The 22,147-nt window shown below is 60.1% G+C and carries 22 protein-coding genes, 2 riboswitches and 1 other annotated feature; of the genes, 1 reads left to right on the top strand and 21 read right to left on the bottom strand.

The features are described 5' to 3' along the window. Window positions 1–9 precede the first annotated feature (9 nt). From MITSMUL_RS08530 to MITSMUL_RS08430, 21 genes are all read right to left on the bottom strand, one after another. Window positions 10–1,011, bottom strand: coding sequence for an HlyD family secretion protein (locus MITSMUL_RS08530; RefSeq protein WP_040636105.1), 1,002 nt, complete (start codon window positions 1,009–1,011; stop codon window positions 10–12). A gap of 76 nt (window positions 1,012–1,087) precedes the next feature. Next, a complete protein-coding gene (locus MITSMUL_RS08525; protein WP_005841799.1) occupies window positions 1,088–2,140 on the bottom strand; it encodes a sulfate/molybdate ABC transporter ATP-binding protein in 1,053 nt (350 codons plus the stop codon). A 1-nt stretch (window position 2,141) separates the two neighbouring features. Beyond that, window positions 2,142–2,813, bottom strand: a complete 672-nt coding sequence (gene modB, locus MITSMUL_RS08520; RefSeq protein WP_005841797.1) for a molybdate ABC transporter permease subunit — start codon at window positions 2,811–2,813, stop codon at window positions 2,142–2,144. Continuing rightward, a complete protein-coding gene (gene modA / locus MITSMUL_RS08515; RefSeq protein WP_005841794.1) occupies window positions 2,813–3,607 on the bottom strand; it encodes a molybdate ABC transporter substrate-binding protein in 795 nt (264 codons plus the stop codon). The genes modB and modA overlap by 1 nt, the downstream gene beginning before the upstream one ends. After that, window positions 3,600–3,740: riboswitch (molybdenum cofactor riboswitch) on the bottom strand. It overlaps the preceding gene by 8 nt. 105 nt (window positions 3,741–3,845) lie before the next feature. Continuing rightward, window positions 3,846–4,838, bottom strand: coding sequence for a sirohydrochlorin cobaltochelatase (locus MITSMUL_RS08510; protein WP_005841791.1), 993 nt, complete (start codon window positions 4,836–4,838; stop codon window positions 3,846–3,848). A gap of 138 nt (window positions 4,839–4,976) precedes the next feature. Beyond that, window positions 4,977–5,158: riboswitch (cobalamin riboswitch) on the bottom strand. 15 nt (window positions 5,159–5,173) lie between these two features. Further along, complete coding sequence (sigH, locus tag MITSMUL_RS08505; protein ID WP_040636328.1) at window positions 5,174–5,893, bottom strand: RNA polymerase sporulation sigma factor SigH; 720 nt, start codon at window positions 5,891–5,893, stop codon at window positions 5,174–5,176. Window positions 5,894–6,001: 108 nt separating this feature from the next. After that, complete coding sequence (gene rlmB, locus MITSMUL_RS08500) at window positions 6,002–6,871, bottom strand: 23S rRNA (guanosine(2251)-2'-O)-methyltransferase RlmB (RefSeq protein WP_005841787.1); 870 nt, start codon at window positions 6,869–6,871, stop codon at window positions 6,002–6,004. A gap of 1 nt (window position 6,872) precedes the next feature. After that, window positions 6,873–7,565 (bottom strand): FAD-dependent thymidylate synthase, encoded by a 693-nt coding sequence (thyX, locus tag MITSMUL_RS08495; RefSeq protein WP_005841785.1) that lies wholly within the window; start codon window positions 7,563–7,565, stop codon window positions 6,873–6,875. Further along, the gene (locus MITSMUL_RS08490; protein ID WP_005841783.1) at window positions 7,562–8,071 is read right to left on the bottom strand and encodes a Mini-ribonuclease 3; all 510 of its coding nucleotides are present in this window, start codon (window positions 8,069–8,071) and stop codon (window positions 7,562–7,564) included. Before MITSMUL_RS08490 ends, thyX begins: the two co-directional genes overlap by 4 nt. Next, a complete protein-coding gene (cysS, locus tag MITSMUL_RS08485; protein WP_005841781.1) occupies window positions 8,068–9,501 on the bottom strand; it encodes a cysteine--tRNA ligase in 1,434 nt (477 codons plus the stop codon). Before cysS ends, MITSMUL_RS08490 begins: the two co-directional genes overlap by 4 nt. Continuing rightward, the gene (gene cysE, locus MITSMUL_RS08480; RefSeq protein ID WP_005841779.1) at window positions 9,494–10,246 is read right to left on the bottom strand and encodes a serine O-acetyltransferase; all 753 of its coding nucleotides are present in this window, start codon (window positions 10,244–10,246) and stop codon (window positions 9,494–9,496) included. Before cysE ends, cysS begins: the two co-directional genes overlap by 8 nt. A gap of 50 nt (window positions 10,247–10,296) precedes the next feature. Beyond that, window positions 10,297–10,504, bottom strand: a binding site (T-box leader). A 19-nt stretch (window positions 10,505–10,523) separates the two neighbouring features. Continuing rightward, a complete protein-coding gene (gene ispF / locus MITSMUL_RS08475; RefSeq protein WP_005841777.1) occupies window positions 10,524–11,000 on the bottom strand; it encodes a 2-C-methyl-D-erythritol 2,4-cyclodiphosphate synthase in 477 nt (158 codons plus the stop codon). Between the two features lie 29 nt (window positions 11,001–11,029). Next, window positions 11,030–11,749 carry a 2-C-methyl-D-erythritol 4-phosphate cytidylyltransferase gene (gene ispD, locus MITSMUL_RS08470; RefSeq protein ID WP_040636103.1) on the bottom strand — a complete coding sequence of 240 codons (720 nt, stop codon included), beginning with the start codon at window positions 11,747–11,749 and terminating at the stop codon, window positions 11,030–11,032. Between the two features lie 35 nt (window positions 11,750–11,784). Next, complete coding sequence (locus MITSMUL_RS08465) at window positions 11,785–12,951, bottom strand: PIN/TRAM domain-containing protein (protein WP_005841774.1); 1,167 nt, start codon at window positions 12,949–12,951, stop codon at window positions 11,785–11,787. Between the two features lie 99 nt (window positions 12,952–13,050). After that, window positions 13,051–13,545: a CarD family transcriptional regulator gene (locus MITSMUL_RS08460; RefSeq protein WP_040636102.1), complete on the bottom strand. Its 495-nt coding sequence runs from the start codon at window positions 13,543–13,545 to the stop codon at window positions 13,051–13,053. 176 nt (window positions 13,546–13,721) lie between these two features. Continuing rightward, window positions 13,722–14,678 carry an LPP20 family lipoprotein gene (locus tag MITSMUL_RS08455; protein WP_005841770.1) on the bottom strand — a complete coding sequence of 319 codons (957 nt, stop codon included), beginning with the start codon at window positions 14,676–14,678 and terminating at the stop codon, window positions 13,722–13,724. Between the two features lie 131 nt (window positions 14,679–14,809). Beyond that, a complete protein-coding gene (locus MITSMUL_RS08450; protein WP_005841767.1) occupies window positions 14,810–15,772 on the bottom strand; it encodes an NAD(P)H-dependent glycerol-3-phosphate dehydrogenase in 963 nt (320 codons plus the stop codon). After that, window positions 15,769–16,485 (bottom strand): tRNA threonylcarbamoyladenosine dehydratase, encoded by a 717-nt coding sequence (locus MITSMUL_RS08445; RefSeq protein WP_005841765.1) that lies wholly within the window; start codon window positions 16,483–16,485, stop codon window positions 15,769–15,771. The genes MITSMUL_RS08450 and MITSMUL_RS08445 overlap by 4 nt, the downstream gene beginning before the upstream one ends. Window positions 16,486–16,583: 98 nt before the next feature. Further along, window positions 16,584–17,777, bottom strand: coding sequence for a cell division protein FtsZ (gene ftsZ, locus MITSMUL_RS08440; RefSeq protein ID WP_005841763.1), 1,194 nt, complete (start codon window positions 17,775–17,777; stop codon window positions 16,584–16,586). Between the two features lie 324 nt (window positions 17,778–18,101). Then, on the bottom strand, window positions 18,102–18,992 hold the full coding sequence (locus MITSMUL_RS08435; RefSeq protein WP_040636097.1) for a DMT family transporter: 891 nt from the start codon (window positions 18,990–18,992) through the stop codon (window positions 18,102–18,104). A 103-nt stretch (window positions 18,993–19,095) separates the two neighbouring features. After that, window positions 19,096–20,478, bottom strand: a complete 1,383-nt coding sequence (locus MITSMUL_RS08430) for a GntP family permease (protein WP_005841761.1) — start codon at window positions 20,476–20,478, stop codon at window positions 19,096–19,098. 377 nt (window positions 20,479–20,855) lie between these two features. Here MITSMUL_RS08430 and MITSMUL_RS08425 point away from each other — a divergent pair, with 377 nt between their 5' ends. Further along, window positions 20,856–22,118 (top strand): NAD(P)-dependent oxidoreductase, encoded by a 1,263-nt coding sequence (locus tag MITSMUL_RS08425; protein WP_005841759.1) that lies wholly within the window; start codon window positions 20,856–20,858, stop codon window positions 22,116–22,118. The last annotated feature ends 29 nt before the right edge of the window (window positions 22,119–22,147 follow it).

The following is a 22,147-nucleotide window of genomic DNA, read 5'->3' as shown; positions in this document are numbered from 1 at the left end:
CCCCTCGCGTCAGAGATCGATCTTGACCGTTGCCGGCATGCCGAGGCGCAGGACGTTCTCTTCATCGTCGACGTAGACGCGCACCTCATAGACGAGCGCCGTGCGCAGCTCATCCGTCTGCACGGTCTTCGGCGTGAATTCTGCCGTATCAGCGATGTAGCCGACCTGACCCGCGATGGGCTTGTCCTTCTGGCTGTCGATGTAGACTCTGGCCGACTGTCCCTCGTAGATACGACCGAGGTCGCTCTCCTTGACATAGGCGCGCACCCACTTCTTGTCGAGCAGCGAAAGCTTGAAGACAGGCGTCGAGGGCGAGGCCATGTCGCCCACTTCCAGCAGGCGGGAGCGGATGACGCCGTTCGTCGGCGCGCGCAATTCGTACTGCGAGAGCAGGTACTCCTCGCGCGACTGCTCCTCCTCTAGTGCCTGCAGATTGGCCTCCGCCGCCGCGATATCCTCCTGACGCGGGCCGTTCTGCGCTTCGCGGAGCGCCTCGCGCGCCTCCTCTACCGCAGCCTGCTTCGCCTCGGCATCTGTACGGGCATTGTCGAGCTCCTGCGCGCTGATGCCCTCCACGCTGTCGTAGACGGCCTGGCGGCGCTCATAGACGCCCTGCGCATTGGAGGCTGCTGCCTCCGCCGCCCTGAGCTTCTGTTCGGCCTGGTGGAGTTCCTCGGTGCGCGTGCCGTTGTGGAGCTTCTCGACCGTGCTCTGCTGCGCCGCGATCTGTGCCTTCGTCTTGCGCAGGTTGATTGTGAGCTCATCCGTATCGAGGCGCGCGAGCACCTGACCCTCTTCGACCGTGTCTCCTTCCTCCACCAGCATCTCCTTGATGCGGTCGCTCTCGCGGAACGAGAGCGTCACCTCGCGCAGGTCGACATTGCCGGAGAGCGTGAGTTCCTGGGTCGCGGCCCTCTTTACCGCCGCCTCGTGCTGCTGATAAGCAAAGAGCCCCAGACCGGCCAGTAGCACGAAAACGACTGCCAAGATTCCTTTCTGTCTCCTTTTCATGATGATCCCTCCTATCCTTGCCGCTTTGCCGGACACGCTACGCGCAGACTTTCTCCCAGCCATGCTGGGGCATGGTTCAGGACTCCATCAGCATGATCTTTTCCGGTGGGAAGTAGACCGAGAGGCGAGGCGCCTCGATGGCACGCCATTCTTCCTTCGGCAGTTCCCAGCGGATACTGGCGGCTTCATGCCCCGCGCGGCGTATCATGACGAGGTACGAGAACGTGTCCTCGATGACATCCGTGACTTCCATTGAGAAGATGTTCTTTTCGGGATTCTCTGTCCCCTCGCGGTACTTGAGGAAGTGCGCGCGCAGGCCCGCATAGGCGACCTGCTGCGGCTCGCCGTCCGTGACAGTCAGGGTGAGCTGCCAGTCCTCCGCGCGGATGTGGTGCGCGTCGAGGCGCTCCGCCTTCGAGACATTCTTGCAGCCTGTCAGCAGCGTCGCCGCGAGCGTGCGCGGGTTCTCGAAGAGCTCATCGCGCGTGTGCACCGCCTGCATCTGGCCGCGGTCGATGACGGCCGCGCGGCTGGCCATGCGGTAGACCTCGCCGCGGTCGTGCGAGACGAGCAGCGCCGCGCCGTCGTAGGCGCGCAGGACTTCGCGGAGCTCGAGCTCCAGTTTCCACTTGAGGTAATGGTCGAGCGCCGAGAACGGCTCGTCGAGCAGCAGGATCTTCGCGTCCGACGCGAGGATGCGCGCGAGCGCCGCGCGCTGCTGCTGGCCACCCGAGAGCTCCGTCGGGTACGCATTCCCGAGCTCTGCGAGCGCAAAGCGCGCGAGATTCTCGCGCACGCGCTCCTCGCGCTGCTGCCGCGTGCCGCGCGCGACGAAGCGGATGTTGTCGGCAATCGTCATGTTCGGGAACAGGGCAAAGTTCTGGAACAGGTAGCCGACGCGGCGCTTCTGCGGCGGCAGGTCGATGCCCTGCTCACTGTCAAAGAGGACTTCGCCGTCGAGCACGATGCGCCCGCGGTCCGGCCGCTCGAGGCCCGCGATGCACTTGAGTGTCATGCTCTTGCCACAGCCGGAAGCGCCGAGCAGAGCAAAGACCTCATCGCGCAGCGAGAAATCCGCCCGCAAGGTGAAATTACGCAACTCTTTCTCAATCTTGACATCTAATTCCATCTCAAACCTCCCGGCGCTGCGGCGCCCCCGTCCGTGCAATCAAGGCATTCATCAAGGTGACGAAGACGAGCGAGAAGACGATGATGACGATGGCCCAGTTGAAGGCCAGGTCGTAGTCATTCGCCTGTACGGCCGCGTAGACGGCCGTGCTCATCGTCTGCGTGACGCCGGGGATGTTGCCGGCAAACATGATGGTCGCGCCGAACTCGCCGAGTGCGCGCGTGAACGAGAGCACAAGGCCCGCGAGGATGCCAGAGCGCGCATTCGGCACGAGGATGTGCCAGAAGATGCGCCATTCCGAGACGCCGAGCGTGCGCGCCGCCCCGAGGATGTTCGGGTCGATCTGCTCGAACGCGCCGCGCGCCGTGCGATACATCAACGGCAGCGAGACGACGATGGCCGCCATGACAGCAGCCTTCCAGGTAAAGACGATGGTCACATCGAACTGCAAGAGGAACTTGCCGATGAGACTGCGGCGGCCGAAGGCCAGCAGCAGGAAAAAGCCGATGACGGTCGGCGGCAGGACGAGCGGTAACGTAATAACGGCATCGGCCAAGCCCTGGAAACGCCGCATGCGCACGACGACCAGAGCAAGGCCGATGCCGAGAAAGAACGTGACCACCGTTGCCACCACAGCCGTCTTGAGCGTGATGATAAGCGGTGCATATTCCATTATTTTACCTCAAAGCCATACTTCGCAAAGCGTTCCTTGTTCTTATCATTCGAGACGAAGGCAAGGAAATCCTTTGCCGTGTCGAGATGTTTCGAATCTTTCAGGATGGCAGCCGGATAGATGATATCCTTGTGTGTGCCAGCCGGTGCTTTCGCGACGACGCGGACGTCCGACGAGATGGCAGCATCCGTCGCATAGACGAGACCAGCATCGGCTTCACCCGATGCGACCCAGGCGAGGACCTGGCGCACATCCGAGCCATAGACAGCCTTTGCCTTGACGGCGTCGAGGATGCCGAGCTTCGTCAGGATCTCCTCCGAGTACTGGCCGACCGGCACGCCCTTCGGCTCACCGAGTGCGACGTGCGTGATGGTGTCGCTCGTCAGCTGGTCAAAGGAACTGATGTCCTTGCCGCCCTCTTTCGGGACGATCAGCACGACCTCATTCTGCAGCAGGTCCTTGCGCGTGCCATCGGCGAGCAGGCCCGCCTTCTCGAGGGCATTCATCTGCTTCTGGGCAGCAGAGAAGAACAGGTCCGCATCGCCGCCATTCTCGATGGCCTGCTGCAGCGCGCCCGAGCTACCGTAGTTGAACACGACCTTGACGTTCGGGTGCTCAGCCTCGTAGTCCTTGCCGATCTCATTCATGACATCGGTCAGGCTCGCCGCTGCCGAGACGTGGAGTTCCACGGGCTCCTGTGCAGAGGACTTCGATTCGTTGCTGGCCGTCTGGCCGCCGCAGCCGCTCATGACTGCGAGCAGGCCGGCTGCCAGCAGGGCAAATAATTTCTTCATGGTATACGCTCCTTTTCAAAAACGGAAGGCAGTGCCATTTCCAGCACTTCCCTGTGGGTTTTACCCAGGCTCAGCCTCATAGATGCGAAGAAGAACATCCTTAGAGTGCTTTCGCTCGGAGTATCGATTTTCTCATTATAGTGGAAAATAAACCCGTATGCCATGAGAAAAGTCACGCATCGCGATAGATTTCCGTCGAATCACGCCAAAACAACAGGAAATATCCGTCCAGATTGCATCACTTCGACTCGAGTGCATTCCACGCGTCGTTGGCGCGCTCGAGGTAGACGGCCTGGATGGCCGGATTCTCGCCGATGCCGTGGATGTAAGCGTCGACCTTGTAGCCGGCGGCCTCGAGGATGGACTTGTGCGAATCCGGCTCAGCGCCCGCCATGTCGTTGTTGGCGTGATCGCCCGCCACCATCATCATCGGCATCAGCGTGACATGGCGGATGCCGTTTGCCTTGAGCTTCGGCAGGACCGTCTCGAGAGATGGCCAGCCCTCGACTGTGTAGACGAAGACATTCTTGTAGCCGAGCTCATCGATCTTGGCCTGGATGACGGAGTAATAGGCATTTGAGACCTGCGGCGTGCCGTGCGCCATGATGAGGATGGCGTCGTGCTTGCCCTGCTTCGGGAACTGCGTCGCGAGCGCCTTGATGGTCTGCGTCACATCGTCGGGCTGGTTCTCCTGGCCCTGCCAGTACATCAGCGAGGTGCCGAGCGTCATCTTCTTGAACTGGTTCTTGTAGTTGTGGTAGACACCGAGGTCGTAGTTGTACTCCATGCCAGGGATGACGTCGAGCGAGACGAGCGCCACGCGGCTGTAGCCCTCGGCCTTGAGCGAATCAAGCGCCTCCTCAGGCGTCGGGAACTTGATGCCCTCGTTCTTCGCCACGCGGTCGATGATGATGTGCGACGTGTAGGCCGTCACGACCTTGACACCCGGGTGCGCTGCCTCGATGGCCTTGACCGTCGCATCGATCGTCTTGGCGCGCGTATCCTTGTAGGTCGTGCCGAACGTCATGACGACGATCGCATCCTTGTCGGCAAGGTTTGCGAGGTCCTTGTTTTCGTTTTTCAGCACGCCGATCTCCGAGGCCGCCTTCAAAGCCATCGTCGCGTTCTTCACTTCCGGGTTGAGTTGATATGCCGCCTCTGCCGGCTGGCAGAAGGCCGCCGCCGTCGCGCAGACGAGTCCTGCCGCCAGCATCTTCTTCCAATTCTTCATGATATTTCCTCCCTTGACAAAACAAATAAAAAAGCCCTTCCGCTTCCGCGGAAGAGCTTTGCTGCCATGATGGACTGCACCTCTACAGAGTACAGGTGCAGTGTACATCAATCGCCTTCCCATCTCTCGCAGGTCATAACGGTGATTTTCGGACAGGCAGTTCTTCTGGCTCGGTTCATCGCTCCTCTGCGCCTTCCCAGATGTTCATCCAGTGACATATCTATGCAGATTCGCTCCCCTTACAGCGGCGGGACCGCGCCGGCTTTGACCGGCTTCTCTTTTCAGCGCCTTACGGCGTCACCTGTTCCCTCTTTATGGAATTGTCATGATGCGGGTCAGGGCGCGACGTCCTTGCCGCCGTCAGCGGAACGCAGGCGGCGGTTGATGGACGAGAGTCCCTTGTAGATCGTGTTGATGTCGATGTCATCGCTGCGCGTCTCCATGTACTTCTCAAGCTTGCGCTTGACGCGCTGCAGCGCGTTATCGATCGACTTGACGTGGCGGCCGAGGTCTTCAGCGATTTCCTGATACGACTTGCCGTCGAGATAGCTCATGAGCACCTTCCACTCCAGGTCCGAGAGGATCTCTTCCATCTTCTTCTCGATGTCGACGAATTCCTCCTGGCTGATGACGAGCTCTTCCGGGTCGGACACCTTGGCACCTGAGATGATGTCGAGGAGCGTCCTATCGGAATCCTCATCGTAGATCGGCTTGTTGAGCGAGACATACGAATTGAGCGGGATGTGTTTCTGGCGGGTCGCCGTCTTGATTGCTGTGATGATCTGACGCGTCACGCAGAGCTCCGCAAAAGCGCGGAACGACGAGAGCTTGTCGTCGCGGAAGTCGCGGATGGCCTTGTAAAAGCCGATCATGCCTTCCTGGACGATGTCCTCGCGATCTGCACCGATGAGGAAATACGAACGCGCCTTGGCACGGACGAAGTTCCGGTACTTGTTGATCAGATAATCCAGTGCGACCTTATTGTTGTGTTCCTTGATATCCAGGAGGATCTCTTCGTCCGTCAGATTCTCGTATCCGCGGTACATGTCCTCCATGATATCCGTGTCTGCTGCTTCTTCCATCGCACTTTTCTCCTTTTACTGTGACAAACACGTGGCCCTTATAGTGAGATTATACGCTCTTTCGCCAAAAAGCTCAAGGCATCAGCCCTTCTTCTGGAGGCGCTGGCGCATGGACTCATACATGAGGATGGAGCCGGCCACGGAGGCGTTGAGCGAATTGATGCGGCCGACCATCGGCATGCGGACGATGAAGTCGCATGCCTCCTTCGTCAGGCGGCTCATGCCCTTGCCCTCGCTGCCGACGACGAGCACGAGCGGGCCCGTGAGGTCGGCCTCGTAGTAGGCCTTCTCACCGTCCATGTCGGCACCGGCGACCCAGAACCCCTTCTCCTTGAGCTTCTTGAGCGTCTGCGCGATGTTGCCGATGCGGGCGACGGGCACGTACTCGACGGCACCCGCCGACGTCTTGGCAACGGTCGCATTGAGCGAGACGCTGCGGCGCTTCGGGATCAGGATGCCGTGCACGCCGGTCGCATCCGCCGTGCGCAAGAGTGCGCCGAGGTTGTGCGGGTCCTCGAGCTCGTCGAGCAGGACGAGGAACGGCGCCTCTCCCTTCGCCTCCGCCGCCTTGAGGATGTCCTCGAGCTCGGCATAGGGGACGGGCGCGACGTAGGCGAGCACGCCCTGATGGCGGTGGCCGCCGGCGAGCGCCTCGATCTTCGCGCGCTCCACGTACTGCACGACGATACCGCGCTCTTTGGCGAGCGCCGCGATCTCTGCCACGGAGCCCTCGCGGTCGCCGCTCGCGATCCAGAGCTTGTTGATGCCGCGGCCCGACTTCAGCGCCTCTGTCACGGCATTGCGCCCGACGAGCACGTCATCGGGCAGTTCGCGCGGCTCCTCGCGGCGCTTCGGTTCTGTCTCTGACTGAGGTCTCTTATGACGCGGAGCTTCCTTCTCGAATTTCCTGCTGCGCCGCTCCTGCGGGCGCGTCTTTCTCTTCTGTTCCATCTCAATCCTTTTCTCTGAGTTTGATCATCTCAGCAAACTTGCCGCAGGTCATCTCTCCCTCGGGGCAATGGCCCGTGTTGACGCAGCTCGCGCCAGCATTGAAGAAGAGCGTCGGCGCAACCTTCTTGACCTCGGCGAGCATCTTGTAGGCCATCTCGCGGATCTCCCACTGCGCGCGGTTGCAGCAGCGAAGGTTGAAAAAGTGCATCAGGGAGCGCGCGTTCATCGTCACGAGGATCTTCGTCTCCGTCGCATTGGCGAGGACGTAGCGCGCATCTTCCTTCGGCACGCCCATCTCCGTGAGCTCGTCGTAGACGCCGCGGATGGTCTCCATCAGCGCCTCATACTTCGCCTTGGCCTCCGGCCGCTCGGCAATCGTCGGCGGCGTGATGTACTGGAAGCCGTGCGCCGCGACGTAGCGCTGCGACTGCTGGTCGTACGAGGCAATGCGATGGCGCACGAGCTGATGCGTCAGCACGCGCGACACACCCTCGATGCCGAAGGTGAAGGAGGCGTGCTCAAGCGTGGAGCCATGGCCGATCTTGACCATCTTGCGGACCATCTCACGGACCTTCTCCTCGCTGAGGCGCTCCGCGAGCTCTTCCGCACCAGCGGCAGAGTAGCAGAGGCGCGCGGCCATGGCCACGACGCGCTCCGGCTCCGGCGTGTAGTCGAGTAATTTGACTTTAATCATTTTTCTTCTGTTCCCTCCGTCGTGTTCCCGTGGATCTCTGCCATCATGGCCCTGCTGATGACATCGAAGGACGCCTCGGATATCTCCTGCAGGCGTTCGAATTTCTCAGACAGGTAGAGTGCACCTAAGAGCGCCTCAAAGCCGGTGCTCGAGTGGTACTCGGCCACGCTCGAACTGCGCGGCGCATGGCTCTTGGCATTGCGTCCACGGCGGTAGATGGCCTTCTCCTCATCGGTCAGCATGGGTTCGATGCCGAGGTACGCCTTGTGCTGCCAGACTGCCGAGACGATCTGGGCGCTGAAGGCGTGCAGCGCATGGACCTTGGCCTGCTCATACGAGAGCAGACGCGTGCGCACGAAGAGGTGGAAGAAGGCATCGCCGATGTAAGCGAGCACGAGCGGATGCATCTGGCGGACGTCGACGCCGTCATAGCGCTTCTTGATGCCGCCCTGCTCATCCGGCGTGAACATCATGTCGACGAGCAGCTTGAACTGTGAGAACTTCATGCTTTCTTCCACCGCACGCCGCTCGGCGTATCCTCGAGCACGACGCCGGCATCCTTGAGCGCATCGCGGATCTTGTCGGCGACGGCCCAGTTCTTCTCTTTGCGGGCATCCTGGCGCAGCGTGATGATGATCTCCATGAGCTTGTCCGTCAGGCCGTCATCCGCTGCTGCCTTCTCCTGCTGCTCGAAGATGCCGATGATCTCGGCCATCTCCGCGTAGACCGCGGCGACCTTCTTGAAGTCTGCCGCATCGAACGCCTTCGTGCCGTTCACGACTTCCTGGTAATAGATGTTGATGTCCTTCGAGAGCGCGAACATCTGGCTGATAGCCAGTGCCGTGTTGAAGTCATCGTCCATCGCCTCGTAGAACGCCTTGCGGAGCTCTTCTGCCTTGGCGGCGAGCTCGGCTGCCGTGTCGGATTCGCCCTGCTTCGCGCTGAGCTCGTCGACATACGCCTTCGTGTTCTGCAGGCGTCCGAGGCTCGTCTGCGCTTCCTTGAGGCGTTCGTCCGAGAAGTCGAGCGGGCTGCGGTAATGCGTCTGCAGGATGAAGAAGCGGATGACCTCGCCTGGATATTCCTTGAGGATGTCCTTGACCGTGAAGAAGTTATTCTTCGACTTCGACATCTTCTCGTTGTGGATCGTGATGAAGCCGTTGTGCAGCCAGTACTGCGCAAAGCTGTGGTCGTCGCCGATGCAGGCCTGCGACTGCGCGATCTCGTTCTCGTGGTGCGGGAAGATGAGGTCGCTGCCGCCGCCGTGGAAGTCGAACTTCTTGCCGAGGTACTTGAGTGACATCGTCGAGCACTCGATGTGCCAGCCCGGGCGTCCCTTGCCCCACGGGCTGTCCCAGGACGGCTCGCCCGGCTTGGCGGCCTTCCAGAGCGCGAAGTCCATCGGATGGTGCTTGGCCGTGTTGACTTCGATGCGCGCACCGGCCTGCATGTCGTCGAGGCTGCGGCCGCTGAGCTTGCCGTAATGCGAGAACTTCTCGACGCTGTAGTAGACGTCGCCGTTGTCGATGACGTAAGCATAGCCCTTGTCGATGAGCTTCTGGACCATTGCGATGATCTCCGGCATCGTCTCGCTGACGCGCGGATAGACGTCGGCATGGCGGACGTTCAATGCATCCATCGCCTCGAAGTACGCCTTGATGTAGCGGTCCGAGATGTCCTTCCAGGTCACGCCCTCTTTGTTGGCCGCATTGATGATCTTGTCGTCAACATCCGTGAAGTTCTGAATGTAGTGGACCTTGTAGCCCTTCTTGGCAAAGTAGCGGCGGATGACGTCCCAGGTCACGAAGGGACGCGCATTGCCGATGTGCGGGTGGTTGTACGGCGTGACGCCGCAGCAGTAGATGCTGACCTCGCCCGGCTTGAGCGGCTTGAACTCTTCCTTGCGGCGAGTCATCGTGTTGTAGACTTTAAGCATGTTCTTTATCCTCCAATCTCTTCTCGAGCTCATCGACTTTCTTCTCCAGTGCCTGGATCTGGCGCATCATGCACTCGCGCATCTCCTCGTCCGGATCCGGCAGCATGTCGTGATCGAGATCGACGTCGAGCTCTTCCTCGATATCTGTGATGTTGTCATCTGACTCGACGAGGCGCGTCGCGCGCAGGGCTTGGCGGAGCTCCTGCGCCGTGTGGACACGCTTGCCGCGCATGACGACGATGCGCCCTGGGATGCCGACGACCGTCGCATAGGGCGGCACCGGCTTCAGGACGACGGAGCCCGCGCCGATCTTGGCATGGTCGCCGACCGTGAAGGAGCCGAGCACCTTGGCGCCCGACGCCACGACGACGTTGTTGCCGATGGTTGGATGGCGCTTCCCCTTCTCCTTGCCCGTGCCGCCGAGCGTTACGCCCTGATAGAGCGTGACGTTGTTGCCGATCTCGGCCGTCTCACCGATGACGATGCCCGTGCCATGGTCGATGAACAGGCCCTCGCCGATCGTCGCACCAGGATGGATCTCGATGCCCGTCAGGAAACGGGCCAGGTTCGAGATCATGCGCGGGATGAGCACCCAGCCGCGCTTGTAGAGCGCATGCGAGATGCGGTGGAACCAGATTGCATGGAGGCCGGAATAACAGAAGAGAACCTCGATCACGCTGCGCGCAGCGGGGTCTCGCTCAAAGACGACGCGGATATCCTTGCGAAGCCGCGAAAAAAAACTCATAGACCTTCCTCCTAGTCAATACACATCCTATATCAAAGGCCCCGCATCTCCTCAGAGACGCGGGGCCGTGGTTCCACTCTGGTTAAGGGCTCCTGCCCTTCACTCATGAAGATAACGCCTTCCTGCGTCAGGGCCTACTGTCTTCTGCCCTGCAGCTCCCAGGTGCATTTCAGTCGGGTCTCCATAGCCCCCTCACAGCATCTGGGGGCCTCTCTGCATGAAGCGCGCCGCCTTACTTCTCCCGCTCTACGCCTTTTCGTATACGGGATTCATTCTATCACAGCTTCTCGATTCCTGCAACCGCATAAGCCGAGATTCCCTGCTCTGCGCCCGTGAAGCCGAGCTTCTCCTCCGTCGTCGCCTTGACGTTGACGTCATCGAGCGAGACGCCCAAGACAGTCGCGATGTTCTCGTTCATCTTCGGGATGAAGTCCTTCATCTTAGGCTTCTGGGCGACAATCGTCGCATCGACATTGCCGATGCGGTAGCCCTTCTCCGCAAGCAGGCGGCGCACCTCTGCGAGCAGCTTCATGCTGTCCGCCCCTTCATAGCGCGGGTCGGTATCGGGGAAATGGCGACCGATGTCGCCGAGCGCCGCTGCACCGAGCAGCGCATCGGAGATGGCATGCAGCAGCACATCCGCATCCGAATGGCCGAGCAGCCCGAGCGCATGCGGTATCTCGACACCGCCGATGATGAGCTTGCGCCCCTCGACCAGCCGATGCACATCGTAACCCATGCCAAAACGCGTCATATCTATCAGTCCATCCTCTCTTGAACGCTTCAATCCTTGCACTCCTTGCACTCCTGGCGCTTCTGGAGCAGCGCCTCGGCCACGACGAGGTCTTCCGGCGTCGTGACCTTGATGTTCTCATACGAGTCCATGACGACATGGACCTTCGCGCCATAGCGCTCCACGAGGCTCGCATCATCCGTGCCGAGGAAGCCGTCCGCCTCCGCCTTCTCATTGGCGGCCACAAGCAGGCTCCTCGAAAAGCCCTGCGGCGTCTGCACGGCCCAGAGTTTCGCGCGGTCCGGCGTCGCCGTGACGATGCCGTCCTCAACCACCTTGACCGTGTTCTTCTCCGGCACGGCGGCAATCGCCGCGCCGTACTGCCGGGCCGCCTCGATGACGGCCTCAATCGTCGCGCGCGAGACGAGCGGCCGCGCCGCGTCGTGGACGAGCACGACATCGCTCTCTTCTGAGGACGCCTTGAGGCCGTTCCAGACGGAATACTGGCGTTCACTGCCGCCCTCGACCACCTTGATGGACTTACTGGCCTCAGCTGGGCCAAGGACAGTACGATCGGCCAAGAGGCAGCGCAGCGGCTCGACCTCGTCTCTGCCCGTCACGACGATGAGCTCCTGCACCTCCGGCAGCGCGGCAAACGCCCGCAGCGTGTGGCACAGGATGGGCTCGCTCAAGAGCTCCAGGAATACCTTGTTGATGCCCGCCTTCATGCGCTTGCCGCGCCCTGCTGCGGGCAGGATGACACTGACCAAGTTAGCCTCTCTTTCTCTTCTCACGCGACGACGCTTCAGCGCGCCGGCTTCGCGAAGATCATGCGGCCGGCCGCCGTCTGCAGTGCAGACGTGACCTCGACGGTGATGGATTCATTCATGTGATGGTAGCCGTTCTCGACGACGATCATCGTGCCGTCATCGAGGTAGGCGACGCCCTGTCCGGGCTCCTTGCCCGCCTTGACGATTGTCACGTGCATCGTCTCCCCGGGGATGACGACAGGCTTGACGGCGTTCGAGAGCTCGTTGATGTTGAGCACCTCCACGCCGCGCAGCTGTGCCACCTTGTTGAGGTTGTAGTCATTCGTGATGATCTTGCCGCCGACCTGCTGGCCGAGGCGCACGAGCTTCGAGTCGACCTCTGCGATGTCGTCGAAGTCGACATTCGTGATCTCGACCTTGACCTTCGTGCTCTGGCGGATGCGCTGCAGGATATCGAGCCCGCGGCGGCCGCGCGTGCGCTTGAGCACATCAGAAGAATCCGCGATGTGCTGGAGTTCCTCGAGCACGAAGACCGGTATGAGCAGCGTCCCCTCGATAAAGCCCGTATCGCAGATATCGGCGATGCGGCCATCGATGATGACGCTCGTGTCGAGCAGCTTGTAGGCCTTATCCTCTGCTTTCGGCGCCACTGCCTTGGCAGTCTCTGCCGGCGCCTGCGAAGCGCCTGCGCGCATCTCCTTCATCTTCGCGAAATCCTTCATGAAGCGCGGCACGAAGTCAAAGAGCCCCGTGAGTTCCTGGCGCTTCTTGATCGTGATGGTGATGCCGAGATAACCAAAGACGATGCTGAAGATGACGGGGATGTAATCTCCAACGATAGGGATCTTCGCAAATGAATAGCCGAGAAGATTGGCGATTATGAGTCCGATGGCAAGACCGATGGCACCAGCGATGACGTCGTGGATTGGCATCTTGCCGAGCTGCTGCTCCACCCATGCGGAGAACCGCTTGAGGCAGCGAATGAAGTACGGGGAAGCCAGAAAGCCGATGAGGCCGCCGAGGACTGCACCCAAGAGGATACAGATCAGGCTGCCCATGGTGATGCGGACGATGCCCATCTCCATCTTGAGGATTTCCGTGCCGACATACATCGTCAGCACCGGGCTCGCAAGATCCAGCAATGCACCACCGGCAATCGCTAGGAATAATGTGATAAAGAAACGCAAGACACGATCAAGCATACGTTCACCTCCTTAAATAGATAAAAACAAAAAGAAAAGTCCGAACAGAATCAGTATACTCTACTCTGCTTGGACTTGTCAAAATCCGGGTTCTTATTCTCAATGCGCAAACGCATTCGCCGAGAGGACTGACGTCAGCCAATTCTCGACCTCCTTCGGTGTCTTATCGCAGGCATAGACGAGCTCGCTCACGAGGATCTGCTTCGCGAGATCGAGCAGGCGACGTTCGCCCGACGAGATATGACGGCGGCGGTCCTGCAGGATCAGGTTGCGCGCTACGGCGGCCACATCGCAGATGTCACCGCTCTTCATGCGGTCGAGGTTGGCATGGAAGCGCTTATTCCAGCTTCCCTTCGGCTTCTCTGGCTCCTCCTCGAGCACCTCGCGCACCTCATCGACCTTCTGCTGCGGAATGACATCACGCAGGCCGACATTGTCGGCGTTGTCCGTCGGGATCATGACCTTCATATTACCCAGCGGCATCTCGAGGACATAGTAGGACTTGCCCTCCCCGAGGACCTCACAATTCTCGATGCCAGAGATCACACCGGCACCATGCATCGGATAGACGACCTTATCTCCTATCTGTAACAAGAGCACCCCTCCTCTACACACGAGCCAACCACCATCATCAACGCATTTACAAGAATATTGTACCATAAACGTTCAAAAAAGTAAAATATTTTATTTTATCACAATGACCATATATCGTCAACAGCAAGAGATAAAAAAATCAGGTCTCATTATGAGACCTGATGGAATCGCACTGCTCAGCGGACAAAGACGACGTTCGTGCGGTCGAGGAAGCCCGTAGCACCATTCTCGATGAGAACGCGGTTTGCGTCAGCGACCGAGAGGATCGGGTTGCCGTTGTGATTGTCGAGGCCGATAGCCTTGACGACAAGCGGATTCGAACCTGCGCGGGTTGCCTTCGAGAGATCTGTCGTGTAGCTGGCCATGCCGTTCGCGATGACCGTGGCGGAGTCGAGGTTCTTGTAGCCGTAGATTGGTTCGCCATTGGCGTTCTTGATGACTGGGGACATGACCGGCTTGAGGCCAAGGCCGCGGCAGTCCACGATCAGGCCCGTATAGCCGCCGATGGCCTGGCCTGCAGGGGCAGCAGCTGCCGAAGAGCCCTGATGCGACGGAACCATGACAGACGGCAGCGTCGTTGCAGGCGTCTGCTGCGTCGTCGTGCCCGGCGTCACCTGCACATTGACCTGTACGGAAGACGGCGTGCTGGCCGGGACAGATGCATCCGGAGCCGGGAAACTCGTCGGCACCGTGTTCGTCGGCAGGACAGCCGTTGCGAGAGAATTCGAAGCGCCGAAGACAGACATCTCCATCGTGACCGCATAGCCGCCGCCATCGATTGCCTGCTCCGAGACGACGCGCGCACCCTGGATGAGGGCCGTGACCTTCGTCTTCGTGACATCACTCGTCACCATCATGTTCTCGACCGTCGTCTCCGAGTCGACGTTGACGCCCTTGACCATCTCAGCGAGCTGACGGTAAGCGTCCACGACGGCAGCGCGGCGGGCGAGCATGCGCGCCTGTACGGCATTGACGGCATACGTCGGGGCCACGCCCGTACCCTGTACCGTGATCTTGCTGTCACCGCTCCAGTCCATCCCCGTGCCCGCCGCAAAGGCGCTGGCTGCTGAGACGACCATGAACGTCATGGCCATCAGGCAGGCCATGAACAACTTGGAAATATGTCTTCTCATCTTACTTCCTCCTCTGTTCCTCTCGGAACGCTCTTTTATCTCATACCGCGAGCATACACCCGCAAGCTTAAGATTTCCCCAAAGAAAATAAAAATATTATGCTACGTCAACTATTTTTATTTCTCCTGCAATCATTCTGACTTCGTCGCGCGCAGGAAAAGCTGGGTGAGCTGCTCCTTCGGATCCTTGTGGTCGTGGATGATGGCGTAGACCGTCGCGCAGATCGGCAATTCGACGTGGAACTCGCGCGAGAGGTCCATCAGTGCCTCCACCGTGTAGACGCCCTCGGCAAGCTTTGCAAACGGCTTGCCCGTGATGAGGTCTTCGCCAAAGCGGCGATTGTTGCTGTGCGGCGAGAAGAGCGTCGCCTCATAGTCACCGAGATGCGAGAGGCCGTAGACCGTCATGCGGTCGCCGCCCATCGCCTCGATGAGGCGCGAGAGCTCGTGCGTGCCGCGGGCCATCAGCGCACCCTTGAGGCTGCTGTAGCCGAAGCCGTCGAGCATGCCCGCGGCCAGGCCGATGACGTTCTTCGAGGCCGCGCCGATCTCCGTGCCCAGCAGGTCCTCTCCGTAGTAGAAGCGGATCAGGGGGCTCGAGAACGTATCGACGAGCTCGCGCGTGAGCTTCATCTCGCGCGCCGCGATGACCATGCAGTTCGGGATGCCGCGCACGAAGTCCTGCACGTGCCCCGGGCCGACCCAGACCGCCACGCGCATCGCCGAGCCGAGTTCCTCATAGAAGACTGTCGTCAGGCGCTTGCCCGTGCCAATCTCGAGCCCCTTCATGCAGAGCACAAAGCGCTTGCCCGAAAGGTCGAGCCCAAGCGCAGCGAGGTCCCTACAGAAGGCGCGCAGCTGCTGTGAGCTGATCGAGATGACGACGATGTCCGCCGCCGAGACGGCTTCCCTGAGGTCATCCGTCAGCTTCACGGACTCCGGCAGGGTCAGGTATTCATTCTTGCGCTGCTCCATCAGAGCAGCGAGGTGCCCGGAGCCCTTGCGGCCCCAGAGCGTCACCGTGTGGCCGATATGGTCAGCATACCAGGCATGGAAGGAGCCCCAGCGGCCACAGCCAAGTACGGAAATGTTCATGCCGAAACCTCCACTTTCGCCCCTGTGAGGTCGCGCACGACTTCACCCGCGATGATGAGCCCGACGACCGACGGCACGAAAGAGATGCTGCCTGGCACGGCGCGACGCATATCGCAGTTGCGCGCGCTGCCCGGCGGGCAGATGCAGTTCTTGCCGCAGCCGCTCTGGCGGACGCGCAGGGGCTTTTCCTTGGAATAGACGACCTTGAGCTTCTTGACGCGGTTCTCCTTGAGCTTCTTGCGCATGACGCGGGCCAAGGGGTCCACGCTCGTCTTGTAGATGTCCGTGACCTCGAACTTCGTCGGGTCCAGCTTGTTGCCGGCGCCCATGCTGCAGATGATTGGGATATGGCGGTCGCGGCACTGCAAGACGAGGTCAATCTTGCCCGTCACCGTGTCGATGGCGTCTACGACATAATCGTAGTGCATCGCGAAGAAGCGGTCCGCCTGGTCGGGCAGGTAGAAGTCATCGATCGTGTCGACGACTGCCTTCGGATTGATGTCGAGAATGCGCTCTTTCATCGTCTCCGTCTTCTTCTTGCCGACGGTCTTCGAGGTCGCATGAATCTGGCGGTTGATGTTCGTCAGGCAGATGAGGTCATTGTCGATGAGGACGAGATGGCCGACACCAGCGCGCGCAAGCCCTTCGGCTACGAAGGAGCCGACCCCGCCGACGCCAAAGATGGCCACCGTGCTCTTTGCCAGCTTCTCCATACCCGCCTCGCCGAGCAGCAGCTCTGTGCGGGAAAAACGACCTAATTTACTCAAGATATCTGTTCCTTTCTATTTCTCGATTCCTTCTGTTTTCTCTATTACTTCTGGTCCTTGTCATCAGGCGTCAGGCGGAAGGCCGGGAAGGCGAAGGCGCCTTCGGTCTTCGGCTTTGCCTGGCTCGGACGCGTGGGCTGCTGCATAAAGCGCGGCGGCTCAAGCGTGAACGCATCGCGCTTCGGCGCAGCTGCAGCCGGCTTCGCTGACGGCTGGCTCGCCTGAGGAGCCTGCTCGCCCCTTGCCGGCGCTGGCGAATCCTTAACCATGACGCCGTCCGTGAAGTCGGTCGCGATGATCGTCGCGCGCACATCGCCGCCGAGCGAATTGTCGATGACCGTGCCAAGGATGATGTTGACCTCGGGGTCCGTGTGTTCATAGATGTAGCGCGTCGCCTCATCGACATCGTAGAGGCTCAGCGTCTTGTCGCCCGTCAGGTTCAGGATGATGCCACGCGCCCCCTCGAGGCTCTTGCTGATCAGCGGGCTGTCGACCGCCTGCTTGACGGCCTCCACCGCGCTGCGCGAGCTGCGACCGATGCCAAGCAGCGCATCGCTTGAAGCGCTCTGGCGGAAAATCGTCGTGACATCCGCGAAGTCAACGTTGATGACGCCCGTCGTGAGGATGAGCTCTGCCACGCAGTTGATGGCCTGCTGCAGGATGCCGTCGGCACACGAGAAGGCCTTGACGAGCGTCATATGGCGGTTCTCCGGCAGCTTCATGAGGTTGTCGTTGGCCACGAGGATCAGCGCATCCATCTGCGCCTGCATCTTGGCGAGGCCTTCATTGGCCAGACGCTTCTTGCGGCTGCCCTCGAAGCTGAACGGCAGCGTGACGACGCCGACCGAGAGCGTCCCGAGGTCGCGCGCGATCTTGGCGACGACAGGCGCCGCGCCCGTGCCTGTGCCACCGCCAAGGCCGGCCGTGACAAAGACGAGGTCGGCACCGGACATCGACTCGCGGATCTTGTCCGCCGCATCGAGGGCCGCCTTCTCGCCGAGCGCGATGTTGCCGCCCGTGCCGCGGCCCTTCGTCAGGTCCTCGCCGATCTGCAGCGTCTCAACGCCCTCTTCCGCCACGCGCGAGAGCTGCTTGGCATCGGTGTTGATGGCAATCAGATCGATGTCGAGGTCTTTATGACGGCCCATGCGCATCAGGACGCTGTTGCCACCGCCGCCCACACCGAATACTTTGATCTTCACTTTTGGCTTTATGATTAACGTTTCTTCTGCTGCCATGCGCTCTTACCCCTCTCGAATCAGAATCTCTGGGAATTATTTCGCCATATCAAAAACGATTTCCTGCCCCAGCGCGAAAATATAGGGCGTTCTCATCGAAAAGAGCAGGGCCACACGTGCGGCTCTGCTCCCTGCTGTTCTCTATAGCGGATCAATGGAAGAGAAGTACGGCCAGGCAGGCCAGGACAATCTTCAGGCTATCGAGTTTCAAATAAAACACTTCCTTATCATCGTCAATTCTCATCATACTTCAATTGCAACATAATGATTCCAAGCAGGCATATCTGCTAATGTATACGATTATACAATGAAGCATCCTGTTTTTCAAGATGCATGCCGTCTATCTTCTAAGAGCGGCCGTACCTGCGTCACGATCATGCCCGAGAGCATCAGAGCACAGCCGAGGACCTGGACGGCAGACATGTGCTCACCGAGCAGCAGCCAGCTCGAGAGCGCACCGAAGACGGCCTCGAAGCTCATGATGATAGCTGCCTGCCCCGGCTCCGCGTACTTCTGCCCCAAGATCTGCAGCGTGAAGGCCACACCGGCCGACATGACGCCGCCGTAGAAGATAGCAAACCAAGCATCGAGTATCGGCTGCACGGCGACCGTCTCGAAGCCGAGCGCCGCGATGAGGCTGCCTGCCGCACAGACGCCGATCTGCGTGACCGAGAGCTCAATCGGGTCGACAAGGCTCGCGAAGCGGTCGATGAAGAGGATGTGGCCAGTCCAGAACAGAGCACTGATGAAGACAAGCCCATCGCCAAAGCTAAGAGAGACCGCGCCGCGGATGGACAGGAAGTAGAGGCCCGCGAGCGCCAGCAACGCACCAATCCAGTTCTCCAGATGGATGCGCTTGCCGAGCAGCACGGCGCCGAGCGGCACGAGGATAATGTAGAGCGCCGTGATGAAGGCCGTCTTGCCGGCCGTCGTGTAGAGCATGGCCACCTGCTGCAGTGACGTCGCCACTAGCATGATGCAGCCCGCACCGAGTCCGGCCTTCCAGCCCGCGCGATAAGTGCCCGCACGCTTCGCCCCCTCGCGCTGCCCGCGCCAAGCGTACCAGAGCCCCACGAGGAACAGGAAGCCTAAGAGATAGCGCGCCGCGGCATAGGTGAATGGGCCGAGTCCGTCCATGCCGACCATCTGCGCCACGAATGTCGTGCCCCAGATGAACGCGGCCAGCAGGAGCATGAGATTCCCGCGTAAATGCATAAATAGAGTCCTCCAATCCGTCTGTCATGCCATCGCCAAAAAAAGCGAGAAAAAACAGGCACGCATGCGCATGCCTGTCTCTATTGTATGCTGTTTCCCCGCCTCAGGCAAGCCCTGTGACCATGTAGAACAGGATGCAGAGGAACGGGACGAAGAACTTGAGGCCCATGATGACTGCGATATCGAAGTACGAATCGTGATGCGTGAGGCCGCAGATGGCGAGCAGCGTGACGAGCGCGCCGCAGTGCGGGACCGGGTCGATGCCGACCGAAGCGATGGCGACGATGCGGTGCAGGACCTCGAGCGGGATGCCTGCAGCCTGTGCCATGGCGCCCCACTGATCGCCGAGCATCGAGAGAGCGATGGTCAAACCGCCCGAAGCCGAACCCGTGATGCCGGCCATGATGTTCGTCGTGATGACGGCCGAGAGCAGAGGGCCGAACGAATCCGCAATACCGATGAGTGCCTGCGTGACCGGCACGAAACCCGGCAGGCTCGTAATAACGCAGCCGAAAGCATAGCCCGAAGCGACATTCAGGACGGCCGTCGCCGAGGAGATGGCTGCATAGTTGATCGGTGCCAGGAAACCATCCATGACCATGAAACGCTTGCGGCCGATGAACGCGGCTGCAAAACTGCTGAGAATCAGCGCGACCGTGATGGACCAGATAGCCGATACTTTGCCGACATTCGCCGCCAGCAGGCTGAGCTTGAGCGGCAGGAACGCCGAAAGTGCTTCAGGATCCCAATGGAAGCCCCATTCCCACTTGAACGGGTTCGAGAGGATGATGTTGATTACGATGACCATGACGAGCGGCAGCAAGGCCCAGTACCACGGGATGTGGATTTTCGGGCTCGGCTTGTGGTGCGGGCCGCCCTCGAAGTGACGGCCATAGCCCTCGCCGCGTGCCTTGAGGATCTTCGCACGGCGCGTCACCCAGCCCCAGCCGATCAGCAGGAACAGGAAGGAGGCGAAGAGACCGATGATAGGAGCCGACCACGTGCTCGTCGAGAAGTACGAGGACGGGATGATGTTCTGGATCTGCGGCGTGCCAGGCAGAGCGACCATCGCGAAGGAGAAGATACCAACCCAGAGCGTCGCCGGCAGCAGGCGCTTCGGGATGTCTGCCTTGCGGAAGACGACTGCGCCGAACGGATACATGACAAAGGCGACGACGAAGACGGAAAGACCGCCATACGTCAGAGCGCCGCAGCCCAGCAGGACCGCCAGCACAGCGCGTTTCTCGCCGAGCACCTCGACGATCTTCGCTGCGACCGAAGACGCAAGCCCGCCTTTCTCCATCAAGCGCGCAAAGACGGCGCCGAACAAGAAAATCGGATAATACGACTTCGTATATTCAGCCATGCGTGTCATATAGAGCTCACTGTACGTCGGCAGGACACCGAAGATACTCGCAAGCGCTGCGACACCTGCAAAAATTGGTGCGATCAGGATGATCGACCAGCCGCGGTAAGCAAAATACATGAGACCGACGAGGGCCACCGCAATACAGATTCCTTCTAACACAGATGGATCGTCCCCTTTCTTTCATGCTCCGACAACCCCCCTGGTGCGGAACATGGAAGAAGGGCGGCCGGTTGGCTGACCCGGCTGCCCTTCCGTTGTCTTGCCATGCGTCATACACGATAGGAACAGATATCTTGCATGATGCGCATTACCTTGTCTATCATAGCATTACCCCCATTTATTGTCAATGCATCGCCATTTAATATTTTGTAATAATGTAATCTTATGAATTTAGCTAAAACTTGTCTCGCTGAAGACTTTCGGTTACAATGAAAGAAATACATATTTTCTCCCAATATTTATGGGAAACAAAGGGAAGGAACAGGTGATCGTACATGGCTATCCATGTCATCAATGAGGCACGCCGTTGCCTCCAGTGCAAGAAGCCGCTGTGCCGTCTCAAAGGCTGCCCGGCTCAGACGAACATTCCCGAGATGATTCGCCTCTTTCTCGACGGCAAGATCAACGAAGCGGGCGAAATGCTCTTCATCAATAACCCGATGAGCATCGTCTGCTCGCTCGTCTGCGACCACGAAAAGCAATGCGAGGGCAACTGCATCCAGGGCCGCAAGGGTGCTCCCGTCCAGATCTCGAGCATCGAGCACTATATCTCCGACATCTACCTCGACAAGGTCATCATGGAGCATGAACCGCCCAAGGGACAGAACGTTGCCGTCATCGGTTCGGGGCCGGCCGGCATCACGGTCAGTGTCAAGCTTGCCCAACTCGGCTACGACGTGACCATCTTCGAGCGCAAGGGCAAGCTTGGCGGCATGATGCGCTATGGCATCCCGTCCTTCCGCCTGCCGCTCGAGATCCTCGACCGCTACCAGGAGAAGCTCGTCGAGCTCGGCATCCATATCCGCCCGAACACGACCATCGGCAGCATCCTGACGCTCGACACCCTGTTTCAAGACGGCTATGACGCCGTCTTCATCGGCTCCGGCGTCTGGCGTCCGCGCGGCCTCGGCGTGCGTGGCGAGAGCCTCGGCAACTGCCATTACGCCGTCGACTACCTGCAGAATCCGGACGTCTATCACCTCGGCGACCGCGTCGCGGTCATCGGCTCGGGCAATTCGGCAATGGACGCCGCCCGCACGGCCATCCGCAAGGGCAGCCGCTTCGTCACCGTCTACGCGCGCCGCAACGAAGTCCGCGCGAGCATCCGCGAGTACGAATACGCACAGGCCGACGGAGTCGAATTCGATCTCTGCAAGGGCGTTGCCGCCATCACGAAGGACGGCCCGATGCTCTACGAGCGCCACTTCGACAAGGAAGGCAATCTGCTCAGTGAAGACGAGCCACAGCTCTACCCGGCCGACAGCACAATCATCGCCGTCAGCCAGGCCCCGAAAGACAAGATTGTCCGCACGACGACGGGCCTCGAGGTCGACAACCGCGGCCTCGTCGAAGTCGACGAGAACGGCGCCACGACGCGCGAAGGCGTCTTCTCCGGCGGCGACGTCGTCCTCGGCCCGGCCAACGTCGTCGAAGTCGTCAAAGACGCCAAGCACGTCGCCAAGGCCATGGACGCCTACCTCACGCGCAAGCGCGAGAATGGCGAAAAGAATGCCTACCCAAGAGAGACAGCTGAATGAGGCACAAAAAAACTTCCCGGAAGGGGAAG

Origin of the sequence: Mitsuokella multacida DSM 20544 (assembly GCF_000155955.1) — a bacterium.
GTDB lineage: Bacteria > Bacillota > Negativicutes > Selenomonadales > Selenomonadaceae > Mitsuokella > Mitsuokella multacida.
The sequence above is the reverse complement of the archived record's forward strand: the minus strand, read 5'-3'. Positions and strand labels throughout refer to the sequence as shown.

Excerpts from the sequence above, each read along its gene's own strand:
- MITSMUL_RS08465 (WP_005841774.1), bottom strand. The coding sequence starts at position 12,951 with ATGCTTGATCGTGTCTTGCGTTTCTTTATCACATTATTCCTAGCGATT.
- MITSMUL_RS08455 (WP_005841770.1), bottom strand. The coding sequence starts at position 14,678 with ATGAGAAGACATATTTCCAAGTTGTTCATGGCCTGCCTGATGGCCATG.
- cysS (WP_005841781.1), bottom strand. The coding sequence starts at position 9,501 with ATGCTTAAAGTCTACAACACGATGACTCGCCGCAAGGAAGAGTTCAAG.
- MITSMUL_RS08525 (WP_005841799.1), bottom strand. The coding sequence starts at position 2,140 with ATGGAATTAGATGTCAAGATTGAGAAAGAGTTGCGTAATTTCACCTTG.
- MITSMUL_RS08435 (WP_040636097.1), bottom strand. The coding sequence starts at position 18,992 with ATGCATTTACGCGGGAATCTCATGCTCCTGCTGGCCGCGTTCATCTGG.
- MITSMUL_RS08530 (WP_040636105.1), bottom strand. The coding sequence starts at position 1,011 with ATGAAAAGGAGACAGAAAGGAATCTTGGCAGTCGTTTTCGTGCTACTG.
- MITSMUL_RS08490 (WP_005841783.1), bottom strand. The coding sequence starts at position 8,071 with ATGAAGTTCTCACAGTTCAAGCTGCTCGTCGACATGATGTTCACGCCG.
- MITSMUL_RS08425 (WP_005841759.1), top strand. The coding sequence starts at position 20,856 with ATGGCTATCCATGTCATCAATGAGGCACGCCGTTGCCTCCAGTGCAAG.
- MITSMUL_RS08510 (WP_005841791.1), bottom strand. The coding sequence starts at position 4,838 with ATGAAGAATTGGAAGAAGATGCTGGCGGCAGGACTCGTCTGCGCGACG.
- MITSMUL_RS08445 (WP_005841765.1), bottom strand. The coding sequence starts at position 16,485 with ATGGAGAAGCTGGCAAAGAGCACGGTGGCCATCTTTGGCGTCGGCGGG.
- thyX (WP_005841785.1), bottom strand. The coding sequence starts at position 7,565 with ATGATTAAAGTCAAATTACTCGACTACACGCCGGAGCCGGAGCGCGTC.
- MITSMUL_RS08430 (WP_005841761.1), bottom strand. The coding sequence starts at position 20,478 with ATGTATTTTGCTTACCGCGGCTGGTCGATCATCCTGATCGCACCAATT.
- sigH (WP_040636328.1), bottom strand. The coding sequence starts at position 5,893 with ATGGAGGACATGTACCGCGGATACGAGAATCTGACGGACGAAGAGATC.
- ispF (WP_005841777.1), bottom strand. The coding sequence starts at position 11,000 with ATGACGCGTTTTGGCATGGGTTACGATGTGCATCGGCTGGTCGAGGGG.
- ftsZ (WP_005841763.1), bottom strand. The coding sequence starts at position 17,777 with ATGGCAGCAGAAGAAACGTTAATCATAAAGCCAAAAGTGAAGATCAAA.
- modB (WP_005841797.1), bottom strand. The coding sequence starts at position 2,813 with ATGGAATATGCACCGCTTATCATCACGCTCAAGACGGCTGTGGTGGCA.
- MITSMUL_RS08450 (WP_005841767.1), bottom strand. The coding sequence starts at position 15,772 with ATGAACATTTCCGTACTTGGCTGTGGCCGCTGGGGCTCCTTCCATGCC.
- cysE (WP_005841779.1), bottom strand. The coding sequence starts at position 10,246 with ATGAGTTTTTTTTCGCGGCTTCGCAAGGATATCCGCGTCGTCTTTGAG.
- rlmB (WP_005841787.1), bottom strand. The coding sequence starts at position 6,871 with ATGGAACAGAAGAGAAAGACGCGCCCGCAGGAGCGGCGCAGCAGGAAA.
- modA (WP_005841794.1), bottom strand. The coding sequence starts at position 3,607 with ATGAAGAAATTATTTGCCCTGCTGGCAGCCGGCCTGCTCGCAGTCATG.